General features: G+C 45.0%; 13 protein-coding genes. 12 read left to right on the top strand and 1 reads right to left on the bottom strand.

Annotated features, from left to right (window positions below):
- Positions 1-21 precede the first annotated feature (21 nt).
- Positions 22-1,059 carry an asparaginase gene (locus tag B2Z67_RS00410; RefSeq protein ID WP_291527838.1) on the top strand — a complete coding sequence of 346 codons (1,038 nt, stop codon included), beginning with the start codon at positions 22-24 and terminating at the stop codon, positions 1,057-1,059.
- A 14-nt stretch (positions 1,060-1,073) separates the two neighbouring features.
- Here B2Z67_RS00410 and B2Z67_RS00415 read toward each other — a convergent pair whose 3' ends face one another.
- The gene (locus B2Z67_RS00415; protein ID WP_291527850.1) at positions 1,074-2,906 is read right to left on the bottom strand and encodes an endonuclease/exonuclease/phosphatase family protein; all 1,833 of its coding nucleotides are present in this window, start codon (positions 2,904-2,906) and stop codon (positions 1,074-1,076) included.
- A gap of 441 nt (positions 2,907-3,347) precedes the next feature.
- Here B2Z67_RS00415 and radA point away from each other — a divergent pair, with 441 nt between their 5' ends.
- The 11 genes from radA (at position 3,348) to B2Z67_RS00470 (ending at position 18,261) form a co-directional block, all read left to right on the top strand.
- Positions 3,348-4,715, top strand: coding sequence for a DNA repair protein RadA (radA, locus tag B2Z67_RS00420; protein WP_291527839.1), 1,368 nt, complete (start codon positions 3,348-3,350; stop codon positions 4,713-4,715).
- Positions 4,716-4,750: 35 nt separating this feature from the next.
- Complete coding sequence (locus B2Z67_RS00425) at positions 4,751-5,434, top strand: hypothetical protein (RefSeq protein ID WP_291527840.1); 684 nt, start codon at positions 4,751-4,753, stop codon at positions 5,432-5,434.
- 2 nt (positions 5,435-5,436) lie between these two features.
- Entirely contained in the window at positions 5,437-7,290 is a 1,854-nt protein-coding gene (locus tag B2Z67_RS00430) for a hypothetical protein (RefSeq protein WP_291527841.1), read from the top strand.
- 166 nt (positions 7,291-7,456) lie between these two features.
- Positions 7,457-8,140, top strand: coding sequence for a hypothetical protein (locus B2Z67_RS00435; protein WP_291527842.1), 684 nt, complete (start codon positions 7,457-7,459; stop codon positions 8,138-8,140).
- Positions 8,141-8,142: 2 nt separating this feature from the next.
- Complete coding sequence (locus B2Z67_RS00440) at positions 8,143-9,984, top strand: hypothetical protein (RefSeq protein WP_291527843.1); 1,842 nt, start codon at positions 8,143-8,145, stop codon at positions 9,982-9,984.
- Between the two features lie 6 nt (positions 9,985-9,990).
- Entirely contained in the window at positions 9,991-10,422 is a 432-nt protein-coding gene (locus B2Z67_RS00445; RefSeq protein WP_291527844.1) for a hypothetical protein, read from the top strand.
- A 143-nt stretch (positions 10,423-10,565) separates the two neighbouring features.
- The gene (locus B2Z67_RS00450; RefSeq protein ID WP_291527845.1) at positions 10,566-11,255 is read left to right on the top strand and encodes a hypothetical protein; all 690 of its coding nucleotides are present in this window, start codon (positions 10,566-10,568) and stop codon (positions 11,253-11,255) included.
- Positions 11,252-12,832 (top strand): NAD(P)/FAD-dependent oxidoreductase, encoded by a 1,581-nt coding sequence (locus B2Z67_RS00455; RefSeq protein WP_291527846.1) that lies wholly within the window; start codon positions 11,252-11,254, stop codon positions 12,830-12,832. The genes B2Z67_RS00450 and B2Z67_RS00455 overlap by 4 nt, the downstream gene beginning before the upstream one ends.
- 8 nt (positions 12,833-12,840) lie before the next feature.
- Complete coding sequence (locus B2Z67_RS00460; protein WP_291527847.1) at positions 12,841-14,457, top strand: alpha-galactosidase D; 1,617 nt, start codon at positions 12,841-12,843, stop codon at positions 14,455-14,457.
- 525 nt (positions 14,458-14,982) lie between these two features.
- On the top strand, positions 14,983-15,612 hold the full coding sequence (locus B2Z67_RS00465; protein WP_291527848.1) for a helix-turn-helix transcriptional regulator: 630 nt from the start codon (positions 14,983-14,985) through the stop codon (positions 15,610-15,612).
- Positions 15,613-15,849: 237 nt separating this feature from the next.
- The gene (locus B2Z67_RS00470; RefSeq protein WP_414630762.1) at positions 15,850-18,261 is read left to right on the top strand and encodes a TonB-dependent receptor; all 2,412 of its coding nucleotides are present in this window, start codon (positions 15,850-15,852) and stop codon (positions 18,259-18,261) included.
- The last annotated feature ends 94 nt before the right edge of the window (positions 18,262-18,355 follow it).

The following is an 18,355-nucleotide window of genomic DNA, read 5'->3' on the forward strand; positions in this document are numbered from 1 at the left end:
AATTTCCGTAGAATAGAGCGTATGAACCCAGACAACACTTCCATTTTGCTAATTTATACCGGTGGCACTATCGGAATGATAGAAAATCCGGAAACAGGTGCGTTGGAGAACTTCAACCTTGAACAACTGCAAAAGCACGTGCCTGAACTACATAATTTCACGTTCCATATCGACACCTATCAATTTGATCCCCCGATGGACTCGTCGGATATGGACCCGGAAGCCTGGTGCAAGTTGGTACATATCGTCAATGATCATTATGAAAAGTACACGGGGTTTGTTATCCTGCACGGTACGGATACGATGGCGTTCACCGCATCCGCCCTTAGCTTTATGCTCGAAGGGCTGAAGAAACCCGTTATTCTCACGGGGTCGCAACTGCCTATCGGTGTGCTCCGCACGGACGGCAAAGAAAACCTGCTGACCAGCCTCGAGATAGCCGGTGCACACAATGCCGACGGAAATCCCCTCGTGCCGGAAGTCTGTATCTTCTTCGAAAACCACCTGATGCGCGGCAACCGCACTACCAAGATTAATGCCGAAAACTTTAATGCATTCCGCTCATTCAACTATCCGATACTGGCAGAAGCGGGTATCCATATTAAATATAATAATGTGCAGATACTCTTTGAAGACGCAAACCGTAAGTTCAAGCCGCATTATTTGATGGATACCAACATTGCCGTGCTGAAACTTTTCCCCGGCATTCAGGAGAATGTAGTGTCAAGCATATTGGGCATTGAAGGGCTGAAAGCCGTTGTGCTGGAAACATACGGTTCGGGGAATGCTCCGCGAAAACCCTGGTTCCTCCACCTTTTGCGGAAAGCCTGCGACGAGGGAATCGTCATTGTCAACGTCACGCAATGCAATGCCGGAACGGTAGAAATGGAGCGTTACGAAACCGGTTACCAGTTGTTGCAGGCAGGAGTAGCCTGCGGTTACGACAGTACTACGGAATCGGCCGTTACCAAGCTCATGTTCCTCCTGGGGCATGGTTATGCCCCTGATGAGGTTCGCGAACGGATGAGCATACCTATGGCGGGGGAAATTACGGTTTGATGAGGTAACATGCTTTAGGAGTCAACCGTAATATCCCACAAAACTTCGCCTTTCGCATTCAGCACCTTAATCCTCAGTTCGTCTTTCTTCTTTTCCAAAATCATTACCGTAGAACGGTCTATATGATTCCCTCCGCCGATAATGACCGGGAAATTATTTCCCTGTGCACCTTTCGGATGGTAAGCATACCTGTGCGTGTGGCCATTCAGGGAAACATCAAAAGGCGCTTTTTCGAGCAATTTAGCCCATAAACCGGTGCAAAGATTCTTCCCGTCATTGCCATAAAGGGGGATATGGTGCAGAAGGATACGTTTCTCTGCCTTCCTGAATTCTTTGGAGGCCAATTCCTGTTTCAGGAAGTCCACCTGGTCGTTACGCAGTTGGGTAAAGTCGTTCAGGTCGTAATACACCCAGTGGTCATCCGGTTTGTCTTCCCCGCAGTCCAGCATAACGATACGGGTATCTCCCCAGTTGAAAGAGCCATAGGTCTTATCTCCCACGTAGTCGAAGTGGGCGCGTAAACCGATGGAGTAGGCGTTTCGTATCTCATGATTGCCGCGCATAAAGAACATCGGTGTACGGTAACCGTGTATGCCTTCGGAAAGTTCGCTGATAAAGGTGGTTGCCTGGTTACGGTCTACGGGGTCGTCCACACAGTCGCCATTGAAAACAACAAAGTCATAGTCTACATTCCGTATCTGCTCGCACAGCGCGCGGAAGGTCTTTGTATTCTGGTGCAAGTCATTGAAAACAACGGCGGTAAAGGTATCCGCATCCGCTGCCGGAAGCGTAAATTCGTAGAAATCCGACCGGGCGGTATTTCCGAATACTTTTTTATACGCCCGGTAGAGCAGTATCTCCTGTGAATATACGCGATAGTAATATTTCAAGCCCGGTTGCAGGTCGGCAATGCGTATTTTATGCAAGTCGTTATTGCAGACCACTTGTCCGTCAACAAGCGTACGCGCACGCTTCAGTTGGGTGGTGTCCGTGCCGTATTCCACCCAGCAATATGCAGGAACGGTAGTCTCCCACATCACGGTAATACCACTGCCCACAGGGTTTTGCAAATAGGGTTTGGTACGGAATATTTTGTCCGCTTTTTCAGCGGTGCGGAGTTCTGCAAGCACTGGACGGTGGTCGGAGGCTACGGGTTCGTTCAATACCCGGGTGGAGGTAAGGGCGAATCCGGCGGCGCTTGATTTTAATGCCGCAATATAATCTATCGTTCTATCGGGTTCGGAAGCCGGAAACGTATTTTGTTTAATATCAGAAAGTATATCGAAATCTTTTTGTAATTCTTTTATAAATTCGGATTCGGGTGTGGCGTTCAGGTCTCCTGCCAGGAACAGGGGCTTTTTGTAAGAGGCGGTAAGCTGCTTTATCATCTCCAACGACTTCATGCGGTCTGCTTCCGTTAGCGAGAGGTGGGTGCAACAGTAGATGTAGTCTTCAAACTCTGCCAGAATCAGGGTGCGCGCTTCTTCTGTCCCCGGTAAAGGCAGGGTTTGCAAACGGAGCGGGTGTTGTTTGGTTAATAATCCGATTCCGTATTTCCCTCCGTCAAATTTTATTGCCGGTGCGAAACAGGCATGCATTTGCGTACGCTCGGCAATTTCGCCCAATACGTACTTCTGACCGCTTCGCTTGGTCATACTGTCCACCTCCTGTATGGCGACTATGTCCGGGGAGGCATTGTTTATGATGTTCGCTATGCGCTGGAAGTTACGGGCATTGTCCATGCCGGTGGCATTCCTGATATTGTAGGTCATCAGTTTCAATGTATTCTGAGCCTGCGCCGGGAAAATAAAAAAAACGGCAATAATTAGTAGAATAATCTTTTTCATGTTTCTCATTGGGGGTTTATTTATGAGGGTCAAATTTACATAAAAGATTTGGGGTTTTCAGGGCAATGGCATGAAGATTTCATTTACCCATCTGCTTTTGGTCAAAACTTCGCCCGCCGCGTCTCCGCTCCTCACCTGCTCCGCTTCTATAGGGGGCGGAAATAAGAGGAGCGGGTAAGGAGCGGATAAGGAGCAGGTATGGAGAGGGAACGAAGCGGGGGAAATTAGTCAATTTCTCCGATTTTATCGGAAAGCATCTCTTTAGCCCGGACGATGTAAATATACAGCAATCCAGGCATTGGTAACATGAAAATATCCGGTAACTTCCACATTGCCAATATAAAATATCACTCCATTTAACAAAATAATCCAATAAAATCGTATCTTTGGCAAGTTATTCATCAATAAAATTCCCCGTTATCAGCAAGAAAATTCTCGATTATGGCAAAAGACAAAACAATATACGTGTGTACCAACTGTGGACAGGATTCCCCTAAATGGGTTGGCAAATGCCCGTCGTGCGGAGAATGGAACACGTATGTGGAAGAAGTGGTACGGAAAGAGCCGGCAAACAAACGTCCGGTATCAGGAATAGAAACGGAGAAAGCAAGACCTGTCATTCTCAGCGAAATAGAAGCGGGCGACGAACCACGCATCAATCTGCACGACGAAGAACTGAACCGGGTACTGGGAGGCGGATTAGTTCCGGGGTCGCTGGTACTGATTGGCGGCGAACCGGGCATCGGAAAATCTACATTAATATTACAAACAGTACTCCGCATACCGGAAAAACGGATTCTTTACGTCTCCGGCGAAGAAAGCGCCCGGCAGTTGAAACTGCGTGCCGACCGGTTGTCTCATAACCCGTCCGAGTGCCTCATCGTCTGCGAAACGTCGCTGGAGCAGATTTTTGTTCATATCAAAAATACCCGTCCGGACTTGGTAATCATTGATTCCATACAGACGGTTTCGACCGAGAACATAGAATCGTCGCCGGGTAGCATCGCACAGGTGCGGGAGTGTTCGGCAAGTATCCTGCGCTTTGCTAAGGAAACGCATACGCCTGTCATTCTCATTGGACATATTAATAAGGAAGGCAGCATTGCCGGACCGAAGGTGTTGGAGCATATTGTGGATACTGTCTTGCAGTTCGAGGGCGACCAGCATTATATGTATCGCATCCTGCGCAGCATCAAGAACCGTTTCGGAAGTACGGCGGAACTGGGGATTTACGAGATGCGACAGGATGGATTACGGCAGGTTAGTAATCCGTCGGAACTCTTATTAAGCCAGGATCACGAAGGCATGAGCGGCATAGCGATAGCTTCGGCCATAGAAGGGGTGCGCCCGTTCCTGATTGAGACGCAGGCATTGGTGAGCAGTGCGGTATATGGCAATCCGCAACGTTCGGCCACAGGGTTTGATATCCGGAGGATGAATATGCTGCTGGCTGTACTGGAAAAGCGGGTAGGTTTCAAGCTGGCACAGAAGGATGTATTCCTCAATATCGCCGGAGGATTGAAGGTGAACGACCCGGCAATAGACCTGGCTGTTATCAGCGCCATACTTTCCAGCAATATGGATGCGGCAATTGAACCGGAAGTCTGCATGGCAGGGGAAATCGGTTTGTCCGGGGAAATACGTCCGGTGAACCGGATTGAGCAACGGATTGGTGAGGCGGAGAAGTTGGGATTCAAACGATTCGTGTTGCCGAAGTATAATCTGCAAGGGATTGATACGAAGAAGATTAAAATAGAATTGATACCGGTGCGGAAGGTGGAGGAGGCGTTCAGGGGGTTGTTTGGATAGTTTGTATATTATTAATCACATTATAATACCATTTTATGAAAAAGCTACTATTATTGACTTGTGCACTGCTGATAGGCGCCGCGGTTTACAGTCAGGAGATAACTTTAGAGTATCATCCGGGGTATGGAACATACAGTATGTCCGACATGAAAGAATATTTGAAGAATGCTCTTCAATACGGCAATCTAAAGGGAGCAAAGACCACAGACAACTTCTCGGGCTACCTTACTCATGACCTGCGAGTAGGATACCTTATTAACAAGCATCACTTCGGGTTACTGTTTTCACACATGAATACAGTCGGACAGAACCACTTAGCCGATTATTCGGGAGAGTACAGGTACCGCATACGCGTCTACGGCAACAAATTAGGGGCTTTCTATCGGTTTGCACTCACTGAGCCAAGTAAAATTACCCCATTCTTTGAACTTTCAACCGGAGCCGTCTTCAGCACAGCCAAGATCAGCCAAAGTTTTACGATAAAAGACGCAGGAACAGAGAGTGACGAGGCCAAACTAAAAGGTACCAACCTGTTTGTGCAACCCGCATTGGGAGTTATCTACCGTTTTAGTTCTTTTGCCAGCATCTCCGCTTCAGTGGGGTATGAATGGGATCCTCTCACCCGCTTGAACATAGAAGGCAGCAAAGCCATGATTGATGCCGACTGGACAGGATTACGAATTAATGCAGGAATCATTACCTACTTCAAAGCTAAATAACAATGAAAACAACTATTTTATCCTATCTTACACTGCTACTACTGATACTGGCAGGTTGCGAAGCTCCGATACATGATAACTTTGTCGATATCGAGAAACCTGATGAAATTCCCTTAGGCATTAACCTGAATGCTTTTACCCAAGGAGAGAATATCATTGTATATAAAGCAAATACTCGCATCTATTATACTTTCGAGACAGGCGGAAGACAGATACTAAAAGCCGAATTCACTCTTGGTGACATGCGATGGGAGACATGGGGTGAGAGCGGTGAAATATGGCTCTCTGTTTATGAGCTACCTAAAGGGAGTTATACCCTGACTTGCAATCTATATGTAGCTACCAACTCGGGAAGCGTTGCTGACCAGGTAGGTATGGAAGCCTATGGTGGAACAATGAGTTGGAAAGTAACCGTAGACTATGAGAACGACTTTACCGAAAGCAAGGAAATGATCACCCGTATCAATGAAGAGGGTTATCTGGAACTGACTTGGGAGAAACCCAACTACAAGTATATGGACTTCCTCAACTACACTGTCTATAAAGGGGGAATGTTGCTGGCTACCATTGAAGATGCCGACATCACCAGCTTTGTTGACAAAAGTCATGTACTGGACTTTGGTGAAGGGTACAGTGTTCAAGCTCATTTTGAGGATAATAACACATGGCATATAGGACATAAATATCTTCCTTACGACGAGATCAATATAGAACAAGTAGAGGAAATTTCGGCCATCGATTCTTGCACAGTGAGATGGAGTAAAGGGAAAGACTACAAATGCAAATGGAACGTTTATGTAAATGATGAACTCAAGCTTAGTGCAACGGAAGAGACAAGTATCCGTATCCCGCTATGCGCTTTCGGTACAACATGGTCCGCCCTTCATCGAATTCGCGTAGAAGTAGTTGCCTATGACGAATCATACCGGAACTCCTATCCCCATTCTCAATATGTCACGGCGGGCGCAATGGGCAAATTCCTTGGCGATAACCATATGCGCTTCAATTATAACGAAAGCGAAAGCACCCTCTATTACAGTGTATACGGCGAGGTCAATAGCATATCTGTACCGGATTTGACCCTGATAGCCAAGCATAACGGCGTTCCTTCGGCAAGCATTACCAGCGCGATAAGTAGTTCTGAAAAAAACGGCAAGATACTGGTATCCTATTATGATGTGCTGGCATTGTACGAGGGGAAGATGCTACCTACTCCTTTAACACATTCTATATCATCCTATTTTGTAAATGTGCAGAAGGCTCGGATATTGAATGATGACCGGGTATTCTACTTAGAACGGACTTATTTGGGAGATATGATAGCTTGCATCTTGAGCACTGATATGAAACCGGAAAAGAGAGTGGTATTGCAGGGGGCAGAAGTATATAGTAGTTATGGAGTAATATCGGCCGACGGGAAGTATCTTTGTTTGAATAATTCCGAAGAAATAGCTATCTATAAAATGTCTTCGGAATTCGAGATACTTGAAAAGAAAGTGCACCCCATTAATGAACTGACAGAAAACAATATCCGGTTTATACCACATGACTCTTCACGGATACTGGTGGCGAAAGCAAATACAAATGCAGAAGCAACGATAACAATCTATAATACAGAAGACATGACTCCTATACATAGTTACAAAGCACTACATGTAGGTGTCGACCCAAAGACAGGTTATCTTTGTCTGACCCAAAGAAATCGAATAGAGATTATAGATATAGATAACGATGAAACACTTTTCACCCTACCTATCGAACGATATCAAGGGGCATCTCTGCTGGGAGGCATCTTAATCTCAGATAATGGTTATGCTATGAATATCAACCCTTATTTAGAAAAAAATAAGTTATGATAAACAACTCATATTGCTGAAGTATAATGCTGCAGAGGAGTAATACAAAGAAGAGTAAAATAGAACTGATACCAGTTCGGAAGGTGGGAAAAGCGTTCCAGGGAGATAGTTTGTATATTATTATCCGCAATATATTACCATTTTAACCATTTTATACTATTACTTTATGAAAAAGCTACTATTATTTACTTGTGCACTGCTGATAGATGCCACGGTATATAGCCAAGAGATAACCTTAGAGTATCATCCGGGGTATGGAACATATAATATGTCCGGCATGAAGGAGCACTTGAAGAATATACCTCATTACAGTCGGTTTGAGGGAATGAAGTTCACAGACAAATTCCCGGGCAACCTCTCTCATGACCTACGAATGGGGTACCTTATTAACAGACATCACTTCGGAGTGCTGTTTTCACACATGAATACAGCCGGACAGATCCACCTGGCCGATTATTCGGGAGAATACAGGTACCGCGTACATCTCTACGGCAACAAATTGGGTGTCTTTTATCGATTCTCACCCACCAAGCCGGACAAGTTTACTCCTTTCTTTGAACTTTCAACCGGGGGTGTCTTCAACATAGTCAATATCCATGAAGTTTTTACGATAGGAGACCGAATATCAAAGAATGAAAAAACCAAACTAAAAGGTACCAATTTGTTTGTGCAACCTGCACTGGGAGTTATCTACCGTTTTTGCTCCTTTGCCAGCACCTCTGCTTCAGTGGGATATGAATGGAATCCTCTCACTCGCTTGAGTATAAAAGGCAACAAGGCCACGATTGATGCCGATTGGACAGGATTGCGAATAAATGCAGGAATTATCACCTACTTCAATGCCAAATAACAATGAAAAAAACTACACTATCCTACATCACCCTGCTACTACTGATAGTGGCAGGCTGCGAAGTTTCACTGCACGATAATTTTGTCGATATCGAGCAACCTGATGAAATTCCTATAGGAATCAACCTGAATACTATTACTGAAGGAGAGAATATCATTATATATAAAGAAAAGACCATCATCCATTATACCTTTGAGACTGCCGGAAGAGAGGTGCAAAAAGTTGAATTCACTCTTGGTGACAGACAATGGGAAACTCGGGGTGAGAGCGGTGAAATATGGTTCACACCTGATCGGACACCCAACGGGAACTATACACTGACTTGCACCCTGTACGTATACACCAACACTGGAAGCATGGCCGACCAAGTAAAGCTGGAAGCCTATGGCAGAACAATGAGCTGGAAAGTAACTGTAGCTTACGAGAATGGGCCTACCGAAGTACCGGAAATAACCACCCGCATCAATGAGGAGGGTTATCTGGAACTGACTTGGGAAAAGCCCTATTACAAGTATATGAACTTCCTCAACTATACTGTCCGTAAAAGCGGAAGCTTGCTGGCTACCATTGAAGATGTCGGCATCACCAGCTTTATCGACAAAAGTCACGTATTGGACGGTGGTCAACAATACGATATTCAAGCCAATTTCGAAGAAAATGTAAGCTGGCATATAGGATATAAAAATATGCCTTACAGTAAGATCATTATAGAACAGGTAGAGGATATTTCGGCCATTGATTCTTGCACAGTGAAATGGGAAAATGAAAAAGGTTACAAATGCAAATGGAACGTTTATGTAAATGATGAACTCAAACTTATGGAGACGGAAGAGACAAGTATCCGTATTCCAGTATGTACTTTCGGTACATTTCAGTACAATCTTCATCAAATCCGGGTAGAAGTATTTGCCTATGACGCATCCGACCGGAAAGGCTATAGCCATTATGAATATGGCACGGCAGGCACGATGGGTAAATTCCTTAGCGACAACTATATGCGTTTCGATTACAATGAGAGTGAAAACACCCTCTATTACAGTGTACGCGGCGAGGTCAACAGTTTATCTGTACCGGATTTGAGTCCGATAGCCAAACATAACGGAACGGGTAGCTACTACGATACTTATGCAATAAATAGTTCTGAAAAGAGTAGCAAGATATTGGTATCCTACAGTGATGTGTTGGCATTATATGAAGGGAAGATGCTCCCTACCCCCTTAACATACTCGATACCCTATTTGATAGGTGGAGAGGGCCCGCAGATATTGAACGACGACCGGATATTCTATTTTGACCGGACTCATTCGGAAGATATGGTAGCTTGCATCTTGAGTGCTGATATGAAACCGCAAAAGAGAGTAATACTACAAGGAGTACCATATAGTTATTTTGGGATAATCTCGGCCGACGGAAAGTATATTTGTACGAGTAATACTGAAGAAATAGTCATCTATAAAATGTCTCCGGAGTTTGATGTACTTGAAAAGAATGCATATTCTATTGATGAAGTGACACACAACTATATCCGGTTTATGCCGCACGACTCTTCACAGATACTGGTTGGGAGAGCAACTATGAATATGGGAGAAACAGAAACGATAACAATCTACAATACAGAAGGTATGACTCCCGTGCATAGTTATGAAGCACAGTTTGCAAATATCGACCCAAAGACAGGCTATCTTTGCCTGTCCAAAAGAGACCAAATAGAAATTATAGATATAAATAGTGGAGAAACACTTTTCACTCTTCCGAACGAACTATACCATTGGGTACATTTACTGGGAGGCATCTTAATCTCAGAACGTGGTTACGCCCTGAATATCAATCCTTACTTAAATTAAAACGCTATGATGAAAAAGCAATTATATTATCTCTCACTCTTAATACTACTGCTGCTTTGCGGTTGCGAGGTGGCATTGCATGAGAATTATGTGGGTATAGATCCACTACAGCCGAATATTCCTATAGAAATAAACTTAGATGCTGAGCAAAACGCCAATGGAGAACTTTTACTGACGGGAAGCAGTAGTGTAAAATTTCAGATAGATACACCAAAAACCAAATTTCTTTTAGCTACTTTTTACATTGGCAATATGTCGATCCATGAGACACATTACCCGCAAGGCAAATTTGATATTAATAGTAGAAGTCTGACTGAAAACAATCAATTGAGGTGCGTGATTATCAGTAAAGGCGGAAACGTATGCGAACAAGTCTATGGGGGAAGAACATACATTAATGAAAGGTGCTGGTCGATTCACGTCATCCCTCAAAATTAATTATCTATCACCCCCCTGAGATAAATTCATTAAAAAGTGTCACTATCCAATGGATACAAGTATTCAAGACCGAATATCTCGCCAAAAGAAGATTGGATGGACTATTAAAATCAGACAATGAGGTAAAACTTATAAAAAAAACAATGAAGAGGATTATAACAACATTAGCTTGTATTGTACTGACAATAATCGGTATGAAGGCTCAAGAATTTACATTAGAATATAATATTGGATATGGATTATATAAAATGTACGAAATGAAAGACATTCTAAAAACCTCTGTTAATAATGGATTGATTGGATTAAAAACCACTGATAATTTTCCTGGGAACTTTACACATAACTTCCGGATAGGCGTACAGTTGCGGCAACGGCATCAATTAGGAATTATCTACACCCATCAAAACACAAGTGGACAAAATCACTTGGCTGACCCTACCGGAGAATATAGATATACAATTAAAAACACCGGAAACCAACTGGGAGCATTCTACCGCTTCCATATCCTGAAAGGGAAAATTAGCCCATACATTGAACTGGCTACCGGAGCCATCTTCAACAATTGCAAATTGGAAGAATATACACGTATAGGCTCAGAAGCAAGTGAACGAAACGCAACCTTGGTCGGCACCAACTTCTTCTTCCAACCTGCCATAGGAATTCGCTATAAAATCTCTACCTTTGCCGCTCTTAACGCAAGTGTCGGTTACGAATGGAACCCTACCGGTGACTTAGACTTGAAGGGGGTTACTTTTATGCTAATCCCTTATTATGCAGACTGGAGCGGACTACGCATCAGCACAGGCATCGTTACTTATTTTAAAATGAAATGATACAAGAATACCAACTACGCATATCCCCCGGAGTCGCCGCCAACGAGCAACGACTGAAAGAATACCTCGTACAGGAAAAAGGACTGAATGCACGGGACATCATCGCCATGCGAATATTAAAACGCAGCATCGACGCCCGGCAACGGACCATCTTCATCAACCTGAACGTACGGGTTTATCTGAATGAGAAGCCAAAGAATGACGAATTTCAGCATACTGTGTATAATAATGTGGAAGGAAAGCCGCAGGTCATCATAGTAGGCGCCGGCCCCGGAGGATTGTTTGCGGCGCTAAGGCTCATTGAACTCGGCTTGCGACCCATCATCGTGGAACGCGGAAAGAATGTACACGAACGCAAGAAAGACTTGGCTGTCATTAGCCGTGAACATATAGTGAACCCCGAATCCAATTATAGCTTCGGCGAAGGCGGTGCAGGAGCTTACTCAGACGGCAAGCTATATACCCGCAGCAAAAAACGTGGAAACGTGGACAAGATACTGAATGTGTTTTGCCAGCACGGGGCATCTGCCGCTATTCTTGTTGACGCTCACCCGCATATAGGTACCGACAAGCTGCCGAAAGTGATAGAAAATATGCGAAACACCATCATTGAATGTGGTGGAGAAGTACACTTTGAAACTCGCATGGATGCACTTATCATCGAAGGCGAAAAGGTGAAGGGCATTGAGACAAACACCGGCAAGACTTTTCTTGGCCCTGTGATTCTGGCAACGGGACACTCCGCACGGGATGTGTATCGTTGGCTGGCAAATAACAATGTAACGATAGAACCCAAAGGTATAGCCGTAGGCGTTCGCCTGGAGCATCCTGCTACTTTGATTGACCAGATACAATATCATAATAAGAATGGACGCGGCAACTATCTTCCTGCCGCAGAATATAGTTTCGTCACCCAAGTAGAGAACCGGGGTGTGTACAGTTTCTGCATGTGTCCCGGTGGATTTGTTGTTCCTGCGGCCAGCGAACCCGAACAAGTAGTGGTAAACGGCATGTCACCCTCCAATCGTGGATCCCGGTGGAGCAACTCCGGCATGGTAGTGGAAATACAACCGGAAGATTTAGTAAACAAAGAATGGAAAATGAGGGACAAAGAGTATGAAAATTCCCAACTCCTACACGTTATGCACTTTCAGGAAGAATTAGAACACCAGTGCTGGCTTCAAGGCGGAAGAAAACAAACAGCCCCTGCACAGAGAATGTTGGATTTTACACGCAAGAAGCTAAGTTACGACCTTCCCGAATCTTCTTACACTCCGGGATTGATATCCTCTCCCCTACACTTCTGGATGCCTGATTTTATCACCAAACGATTATCGCAAGGCTTCCAGCAATTCGGGCGGACAAGTCACGGTTTTCTGACCAATGAAGCGGTCATGATTGGCGTCGAAACACGTTCCTCTTCCCCCGTACGAATCATAAGAGACAAAGATACACTGCAGCACATCAGAATAAAAGGCCTGTTCCCTTGCGGCGAAGGAGCCGGATATGCCGGAGGAATCGTATCGGCAGGTATCGACGGAGAACGGTGTGCGGAAGCTGTGGCTGAACAAAAATAAGTCTATCCATGAAAAGACATTTAGTGATAGGAAGCTTTGTAGCGCTGATTCTTGCTGCAAGTTCCTGCACCTCGACCAATGAGAAGGTAACACCGGAAGCCTTCCTGCCACCTTTGATGGGATGGAGTTCCTGGAACACCTACCATGTGAACATCAACGAAGAGCTGATAAAGAAGCAGGCTGATGCCTTAGTAGCTAATGGACTGAAAGAAGCCGGTTATCTATATATAAATGTGGATGACGGATTCTTCGGTTGGCGTGATGAAACAGGAAAGATGCATGCACATCCCGAACGTTTCCCAAACGGAATGAAACCCGTATCTGACTATATCCATTCATTGGGACTGAAAGCAGGTATCTATTCGGATGCAGGCGACAATACCTGCGGCTCCATTTATGACGACGACGCCAACGGAGTAGGTTCCGGACTCTATGGGCACGAACAGCAGGACATAGACCTTTATCTGAAAGAGTGGAACTACGACTTCATCAAAATAGACTACTGCGGCGCCAGAGAACTGGGACTCAATGAAGAGAAACGCTATGCAGCCATTTGCGAAGCGATAAGGAATACCGGACGAACGGACGTTTCTATAAATATCTGCCGGTGGGCATTTCCCGGTACCTGGGCCAAAGGCATGGCACGTTCCTGGCGTATCAGTCCGGATATACGTCCCCGTTGGGAGTCTGTGAAGAGTATCATCCGGAAGAATCTCTACTTATCAGCCTATGCCGGTGAAGGACATTATAATGATATGGACATGCTGGAAGTGGGGCGCGGATTGAAACAGGAAGAGGAAGAAGTACACTTCGGAATGTGGTGCATCATGAGTTCGCCTTTGCTTATCGGTTGTGATATGACGACGATTCCCGAAGCCTCGCTGGCCTTGTTGAAGAACAAGGAGTTAATAGCGCTGAACCAAGACCCGTTAGGATTACAGCCCTACGTGGTGCAGCACGAGAATGAGGAGTATGTATTGGTGAAGGATATCGGGCAGAAGCGGGGACTGGTGCGTGCCATAGCCTTGTATAACCCGTCGGATACGATATGCAATTTCAATGTCCCTCTCGAAAAGCTTGAATTGGGCGGAACGGTAAGGGTACGCGACGTAATAAACTGCAAGGATTTGGAGGATATGACCGGAAACATCCAAGCATCTATCCCTCCACATAGCGTTGCAATATGGAGGCTGGAAGCAGAAAAGCGCCTCGAACCGGACTCTTACGAAGCCGAATGGGCTTATCTGCCTTGTTATGACGATTTGGGAAAGAACCCGAAACAGATATTCTATGCAGCATCTGCAGGTTGTTCCGGTAAAATGAAAGTATCCAATATCGGAGGCAGCGAAGAAAACGTTGCCGAGTGGAAAGAAGTCTACAGTGAAACAGGAGGAGGATATGATATGACTGTCTATTATAGTTGCGATAAAAACAGAAAGCTGGAAATATCCGTAAACGGAATAAAGACAGAAATAAAAGACCTGAATGGTGGAGATAAGGAGAATGTGGAATCCGTAACCGTTTCCGTAACTCTGAAACCCGGCAATAATATAATCCGAATGGGAAACAGCTTCGGATGGGCGCCGGATATTGATTGTTTCAAGTTAAGCAAACTGCATGAATGAAGAATGGATACCGGATGCATGTTCAGGGTGTAAGAAGCTGTTTTGAATGTATTCAGTTTTCTTTTAAGAGTTGTTTTTGAGGATATTTTTCTGTTTTTAAGAGGAACATAGCGGGCTATGTGGCGAGTGAAAGCAGGAAAAGAGACCGAAAACAAACGTAAAAGAGACTGATAATATTAATTATGCGAATCAGGCGTTAAGGAGTTATCACTTCGCTCAGGAGTTATCAACCCTCAAGCGAGCTTAGGAATTAAAGCCGATAGGCTTGTTACTGATATGCAGAGTTAAAGCACAAACGGAGTATCGGCTTTAATTCCTTTAACTCCTGAGCGAAGCGATAACTCCTTTAACTCCTGATTCGCATGAATTAGGAATAAATTCAAAACAGCTTCTAATTATCTGCTAACCATAAAGAAGGGAGCGTAAACTCCTTGCGAGCGCTTGCGGGGGCTATTGCTGTTTTTCGGCAGCAATAGCTTGTTTCATAAAAATAATCTGTATTTTTGCGAATATTTAAGAAACTATATGATAGCTCCCGAAATAGCAATTGTAGACTCCAACACCCTCTCGTGCCTGGGATTACAGAACCTTCTGGAAGAAATTATTCCGATGGCTGTCATACGCGTATTCAGTTCGTTCGAAGAATTAGTGGACGATACGCCCGACATGTACGCGCATTATTTTATCTCGGCGCAGATATACTTCAAGCATACAGCTTTCTTTCTGCCTCGCCGCCCCCAAACAATTGTACTGGCAAACGGTGACAGTCAGCCCCAATTGGCAGGGATACCGACCCTGAATATCTATCAGGATGAAAAAACTCTGATAAGAAACATCCTGCAACTGCACCAGTACGGACACAGAAGCGGGCATCCTAACACCCATCCACATTCGGCAGCCGGACATCCCGGGAATCACCCCTGTGGAACTTCCTATGCCGGCGGCGAACACATCCTTTCCCCTCGCGAAATAGAAGTACTGGTGTTGGTTACCAAAGGGCTTATCAACAAAGAAATAGCCGATAAACTAAATATCAGCCTGACTACCGTCATTTCTCACCGGAGGAATATAACAGAGAAACTGGGTATCAAGTCGGTGGCAGGACTGACTATTTATGCCGTCATGCATGGGTACGTAGAGGCAGATAGTATCTAAATAATCACATTCAAATCCTAATAAATGAGGATTGCAGAAACAAAAGTAATGCTCTTACTTTGCAATCAGTAAATAAACGATTAAGTTTCGCAGGTTACTTGTATGTTAATGAATTATCTCAGTTCCCCTTCTCCCGGGAGAGTTTAGGTAGTTTTGATAATCAACCTTATAAAGAACGTGCAAAATTCCAGTAAATGAATAGATATGAATAAGAGTAAATTGTTTGCTTTTGCCCTGATGCTTCCCCTGTCGATAGGAAGTATGCGAGCTGATGACGTGGATACCCTGAAAGTAGTGGACATAGAAGAAGTCCTTGTCATTGCAGCGCCCAAAGAAAACCGCAAGTTGAGGGAACTTCCGAATGCAGTTACCTTGCTTTCACAACAAGATATGCAGGCGGCTCAGATTAATTCAATTAAAAACCTCACGGCGCTTGTCCCCAATATATATATTCCTGATTATGGTTCACGACTGACATCCGCCATTTATATCCGAGGCATCGGTTCGAGAATCAATACACCGGCTGTCGGACTGTATGTAGACAATATACCTTATATAGACAAATCCGCATTCGATTTCAACTATTCCGATATTGAACGCATTGATGTGCTGCGTGGGCCTCAGGCTACATTATATGGACGTAATGCGATGGGAGGCATTATCAAAATACATACAAAATCACCTTTCTCTTATCAGGGTACTGACTTGCGTATAGGGGCAGGAACGCGCAACCAATATAACGCCTCCGTTACCCACTACCACCGGATAAGCGAACGCTTCGCATTCTCGGCAGGCGGATTCTATGACTACGCAGGCGGATTTTTCCGCAATGCGGCGCTTGACAATAAAAAGATAGACAAAGGGCAATCTGCCGGAGGACGTTTACGTGGTATTTATCTGCCCGGTGAGAACTGGAAACTTGACTTAAATATAAGTTATGAGTACAGCGACCAGGGAGGTTATCCTTATGGACTATATGACAAGGAGAACGGAGATGTTGCACAACCTGCCTATAGCGATGAAAGCAGTTACTACCGCAATTTGTTGAATGCGGGACTTAACGTTGAATACCAGGCACGGAACTTCACACTAAGCGCCGTTACCGGATATCAATTCCTGAAAGACCGTATGTTTATGGATCAGGACTTCACACCAGACCACATCTTCACGCTGGAGCAGAAGCAGAAGATTAATACTATCAGCGAGGAAATAGTGATGAAGAGCAAAGAAGGTAGCCGTTGGCAATGGACAACAGGTATCTTCGGTTTCTATCAATGGCTGAATACCACCGCGCCGGTTATGTTTGAGGAAGACGGAATGGAGATGCTGAATCAAATGTTGGGTAGTGTGATACCATCATCCATACCGGTACAAGCCGGTCCTATGATTATGGATATCAGACCGGTGGTCAACGTGACTACCACCCGCCTGCCAATCAACGGAGATTTCAAAACTCCGCTTCTCAACGGGGCTTTGTTCCATCAATCGACTTTCCGTGATCTGTTCGGACTCGATGGGCTGTCGTTTACTGCCGGGTTGCGATTGGACTATGAGAAGATGAAGATGGATTACGATTCGGGCACAGCAATGGACTATACGGTAGCCATTACAGGACAGATGTCAATGGGTGGAAGACCTACGGGTGCGCCTATTAATATGATGCCCGAAACTCCGCTGAACGTAAAATCAGGCTACAAAGGCTCCATCAGCAAAGACTATCTGCAGTTGCTGCCGAAGTTTGCATTGCAATACGACTTCGGAAAGAATACCGGCAACGTGTATGCTACCGTGAGTAAAGGCTACCGCTCGGGCGGATACAACATTCAGATGTTCTCTGACCTTCTGCAAACAAGCCTCAAAAACGATATGATGAATCACACCAAAGAAACGGTGATGCCGATTGTTCCCGACCAGTTTAAAGATTTGGTAGACGCAAACTTCCCCAGCGGCGGCACCAACCCCGATGCCAAAGCAGCCACCCTCTACAAGCCCGAACAAACATGGAACTACGAAGTGGGTACGCACCTCAATCTTTTCCGGAACCGCCTTCGCGCTGACGCTTCCTTGTTCTGGCTCGAAACACGCGACCAACAGATATCCCGCTTCGCCCTAAGCGGATTGGGACGTGAAACGGTGAATGCAGGAAAGAGCCGTAGTTTGGGTGGTGAAATCAGTCTGTCGGGAGTAGTTACTACAAACTTCACCCTCAACGCAAGCTATGGATACACGTATGCCACCTTCAAAGACTACGTGACGAATGAAATAGATGAAGACAGCGAAAACGGCTTCAAAGAAATCAGCTACAATGGCAAATACGTGCCTTTCGTACCCAAACACACATTTAGCTTGGGCGGACAATACGTTTTCCACATGAATCCGGGGCATTGGTTGGATCGTATTCAGGTAAACGCCAACTACACCGGAGCCGGACGTATTTACTGGACAGAGCAGAACGACGTAAGCCAGTCTCTCTACGGCACACTAAACGGCCGCCTCAGTTTCCAAAAAGGTAACGGACAGATTGACTTCTGGGTTCGCAATGCACTGGATAAAGACTACGCCGCATTCTACTTCGAAAGCATGGGGAATAGCTTCATGCAGAAAGGACGTCCCATACAAGCAGGAATAGAATTACGTTGCAGATTTTAGCCTGCATTATTCATAAGTGTCTTGTCATAAATGAGAATTTAGGTTTGAACACAGAGTCACAGAGGCACAGAGTTTTTTCTCTGCGACGCAGTCG

Origin of the sequence: Bacteroides sp. UBA939, assembly GCF_002293435.1 — a bacterium.
Classification (GTDB): Bacteria; Bacteroidota; Bacteroidia; order Bacteroidales; family Bacteroidaceae; genus Bacteroides.

What these genes read in the sequence shown, in the direction of transcription:
- B2Z67_RS00410 (WP_291527838.1), top strand. Translation starts at nt 22, where the DNA reads ATGAACCCAGACAACACTTCCATTTTGCTAATTTATACCGGTGGCACT.
- B2Z67_RS00415 (WP_291527850.1), bottom strand. Translation starts at nt 2,906, where the DNA reads ATGAAAAAGATTATTCTACTAATTATTGCCGTTTTTTTTATTTTCCCG.
- radA (WP_291527839.1), top strand. Translation starts at nt 3,348, where the DNA reads ATGGCAAAAGACAAAACAATATACGTGTGTACCAACTGTGGACAGGAT.
- B2Z67_RS00425 (WP_291527840.1), top strand. Translation starts at nt 4,751, where the DNA reads ATGAAAAAGCTACTATTATTGACTTGTGCACTGCTGATAGGCGCCGCG.
- B2Z67_RS00430 (WP_291527841.1), top strand. Translation starts at nt 5,437, where the DNA reads ATGAAAACAACTATTTTATCCTATCTTACACTGCTACTACTGATACTG.
- B2Z67_RS00435 (WP_291527842.1), top strand. Translation starts at nt 7,457, where the DNA reads ATGAAAAAGCTACTATTATTTACTTGTGCACTGCTGATAGATGCCACG.
- B2Z67_RS00440 (WP_291527843.1), top strand. Translation starts at nt 8,143, where the DNA reads ATGAAAAAAACTACACTATCCTACATCACCCTGCTACTACTGATAGTG.
- B2Z67_RS00445 (WP_291527844.1), top strand. Translation starts at nt 9,991, where the DNA reads ATGATGAAAAAGCAATTATATTATCTCTCACTCTTAATACTACTGCTG.
- B2Z67_RS00450 (WP_291527845.1), top strand. Translation starts at nt 10,566, where the DNA reads ATGAAGAGGATTATAACAACATTAGCTTGTATTGTACTGACAATAATC.
- B2Z67_RS00455 (WP_291527846.1), top strand. Translation starts at nt 11,252, where the DNA reads ATGATACAAGAATACCAACTACGCATATCCCCCGGAGTCGCCGCCAAC.
- B2Z67_RS00460 (WP_291527847.1), top strand. Translation starts at nt 12,841, where the DNA reads ATGAAAAGACATTTAGTGATAGGAAGCTTTGTAGCGCTGATTCTTGCT.
- B2Z67_RS00465 (WP_291527848.1), top strand. Translation starts at nt 14,983, where the DNA reads ATGATAGCTCCCGAAATAGCAATTGTAGACTCCAACACCCTCTCGTGC.
- B2Z67_RS00470 (WP_414630762.1), top strand. Translation starts at nt 15,850, where the DNA reads ATGCTTCCCCTGTCGATAGGAAGTATGCGAGCTGATGACGTGGATACC.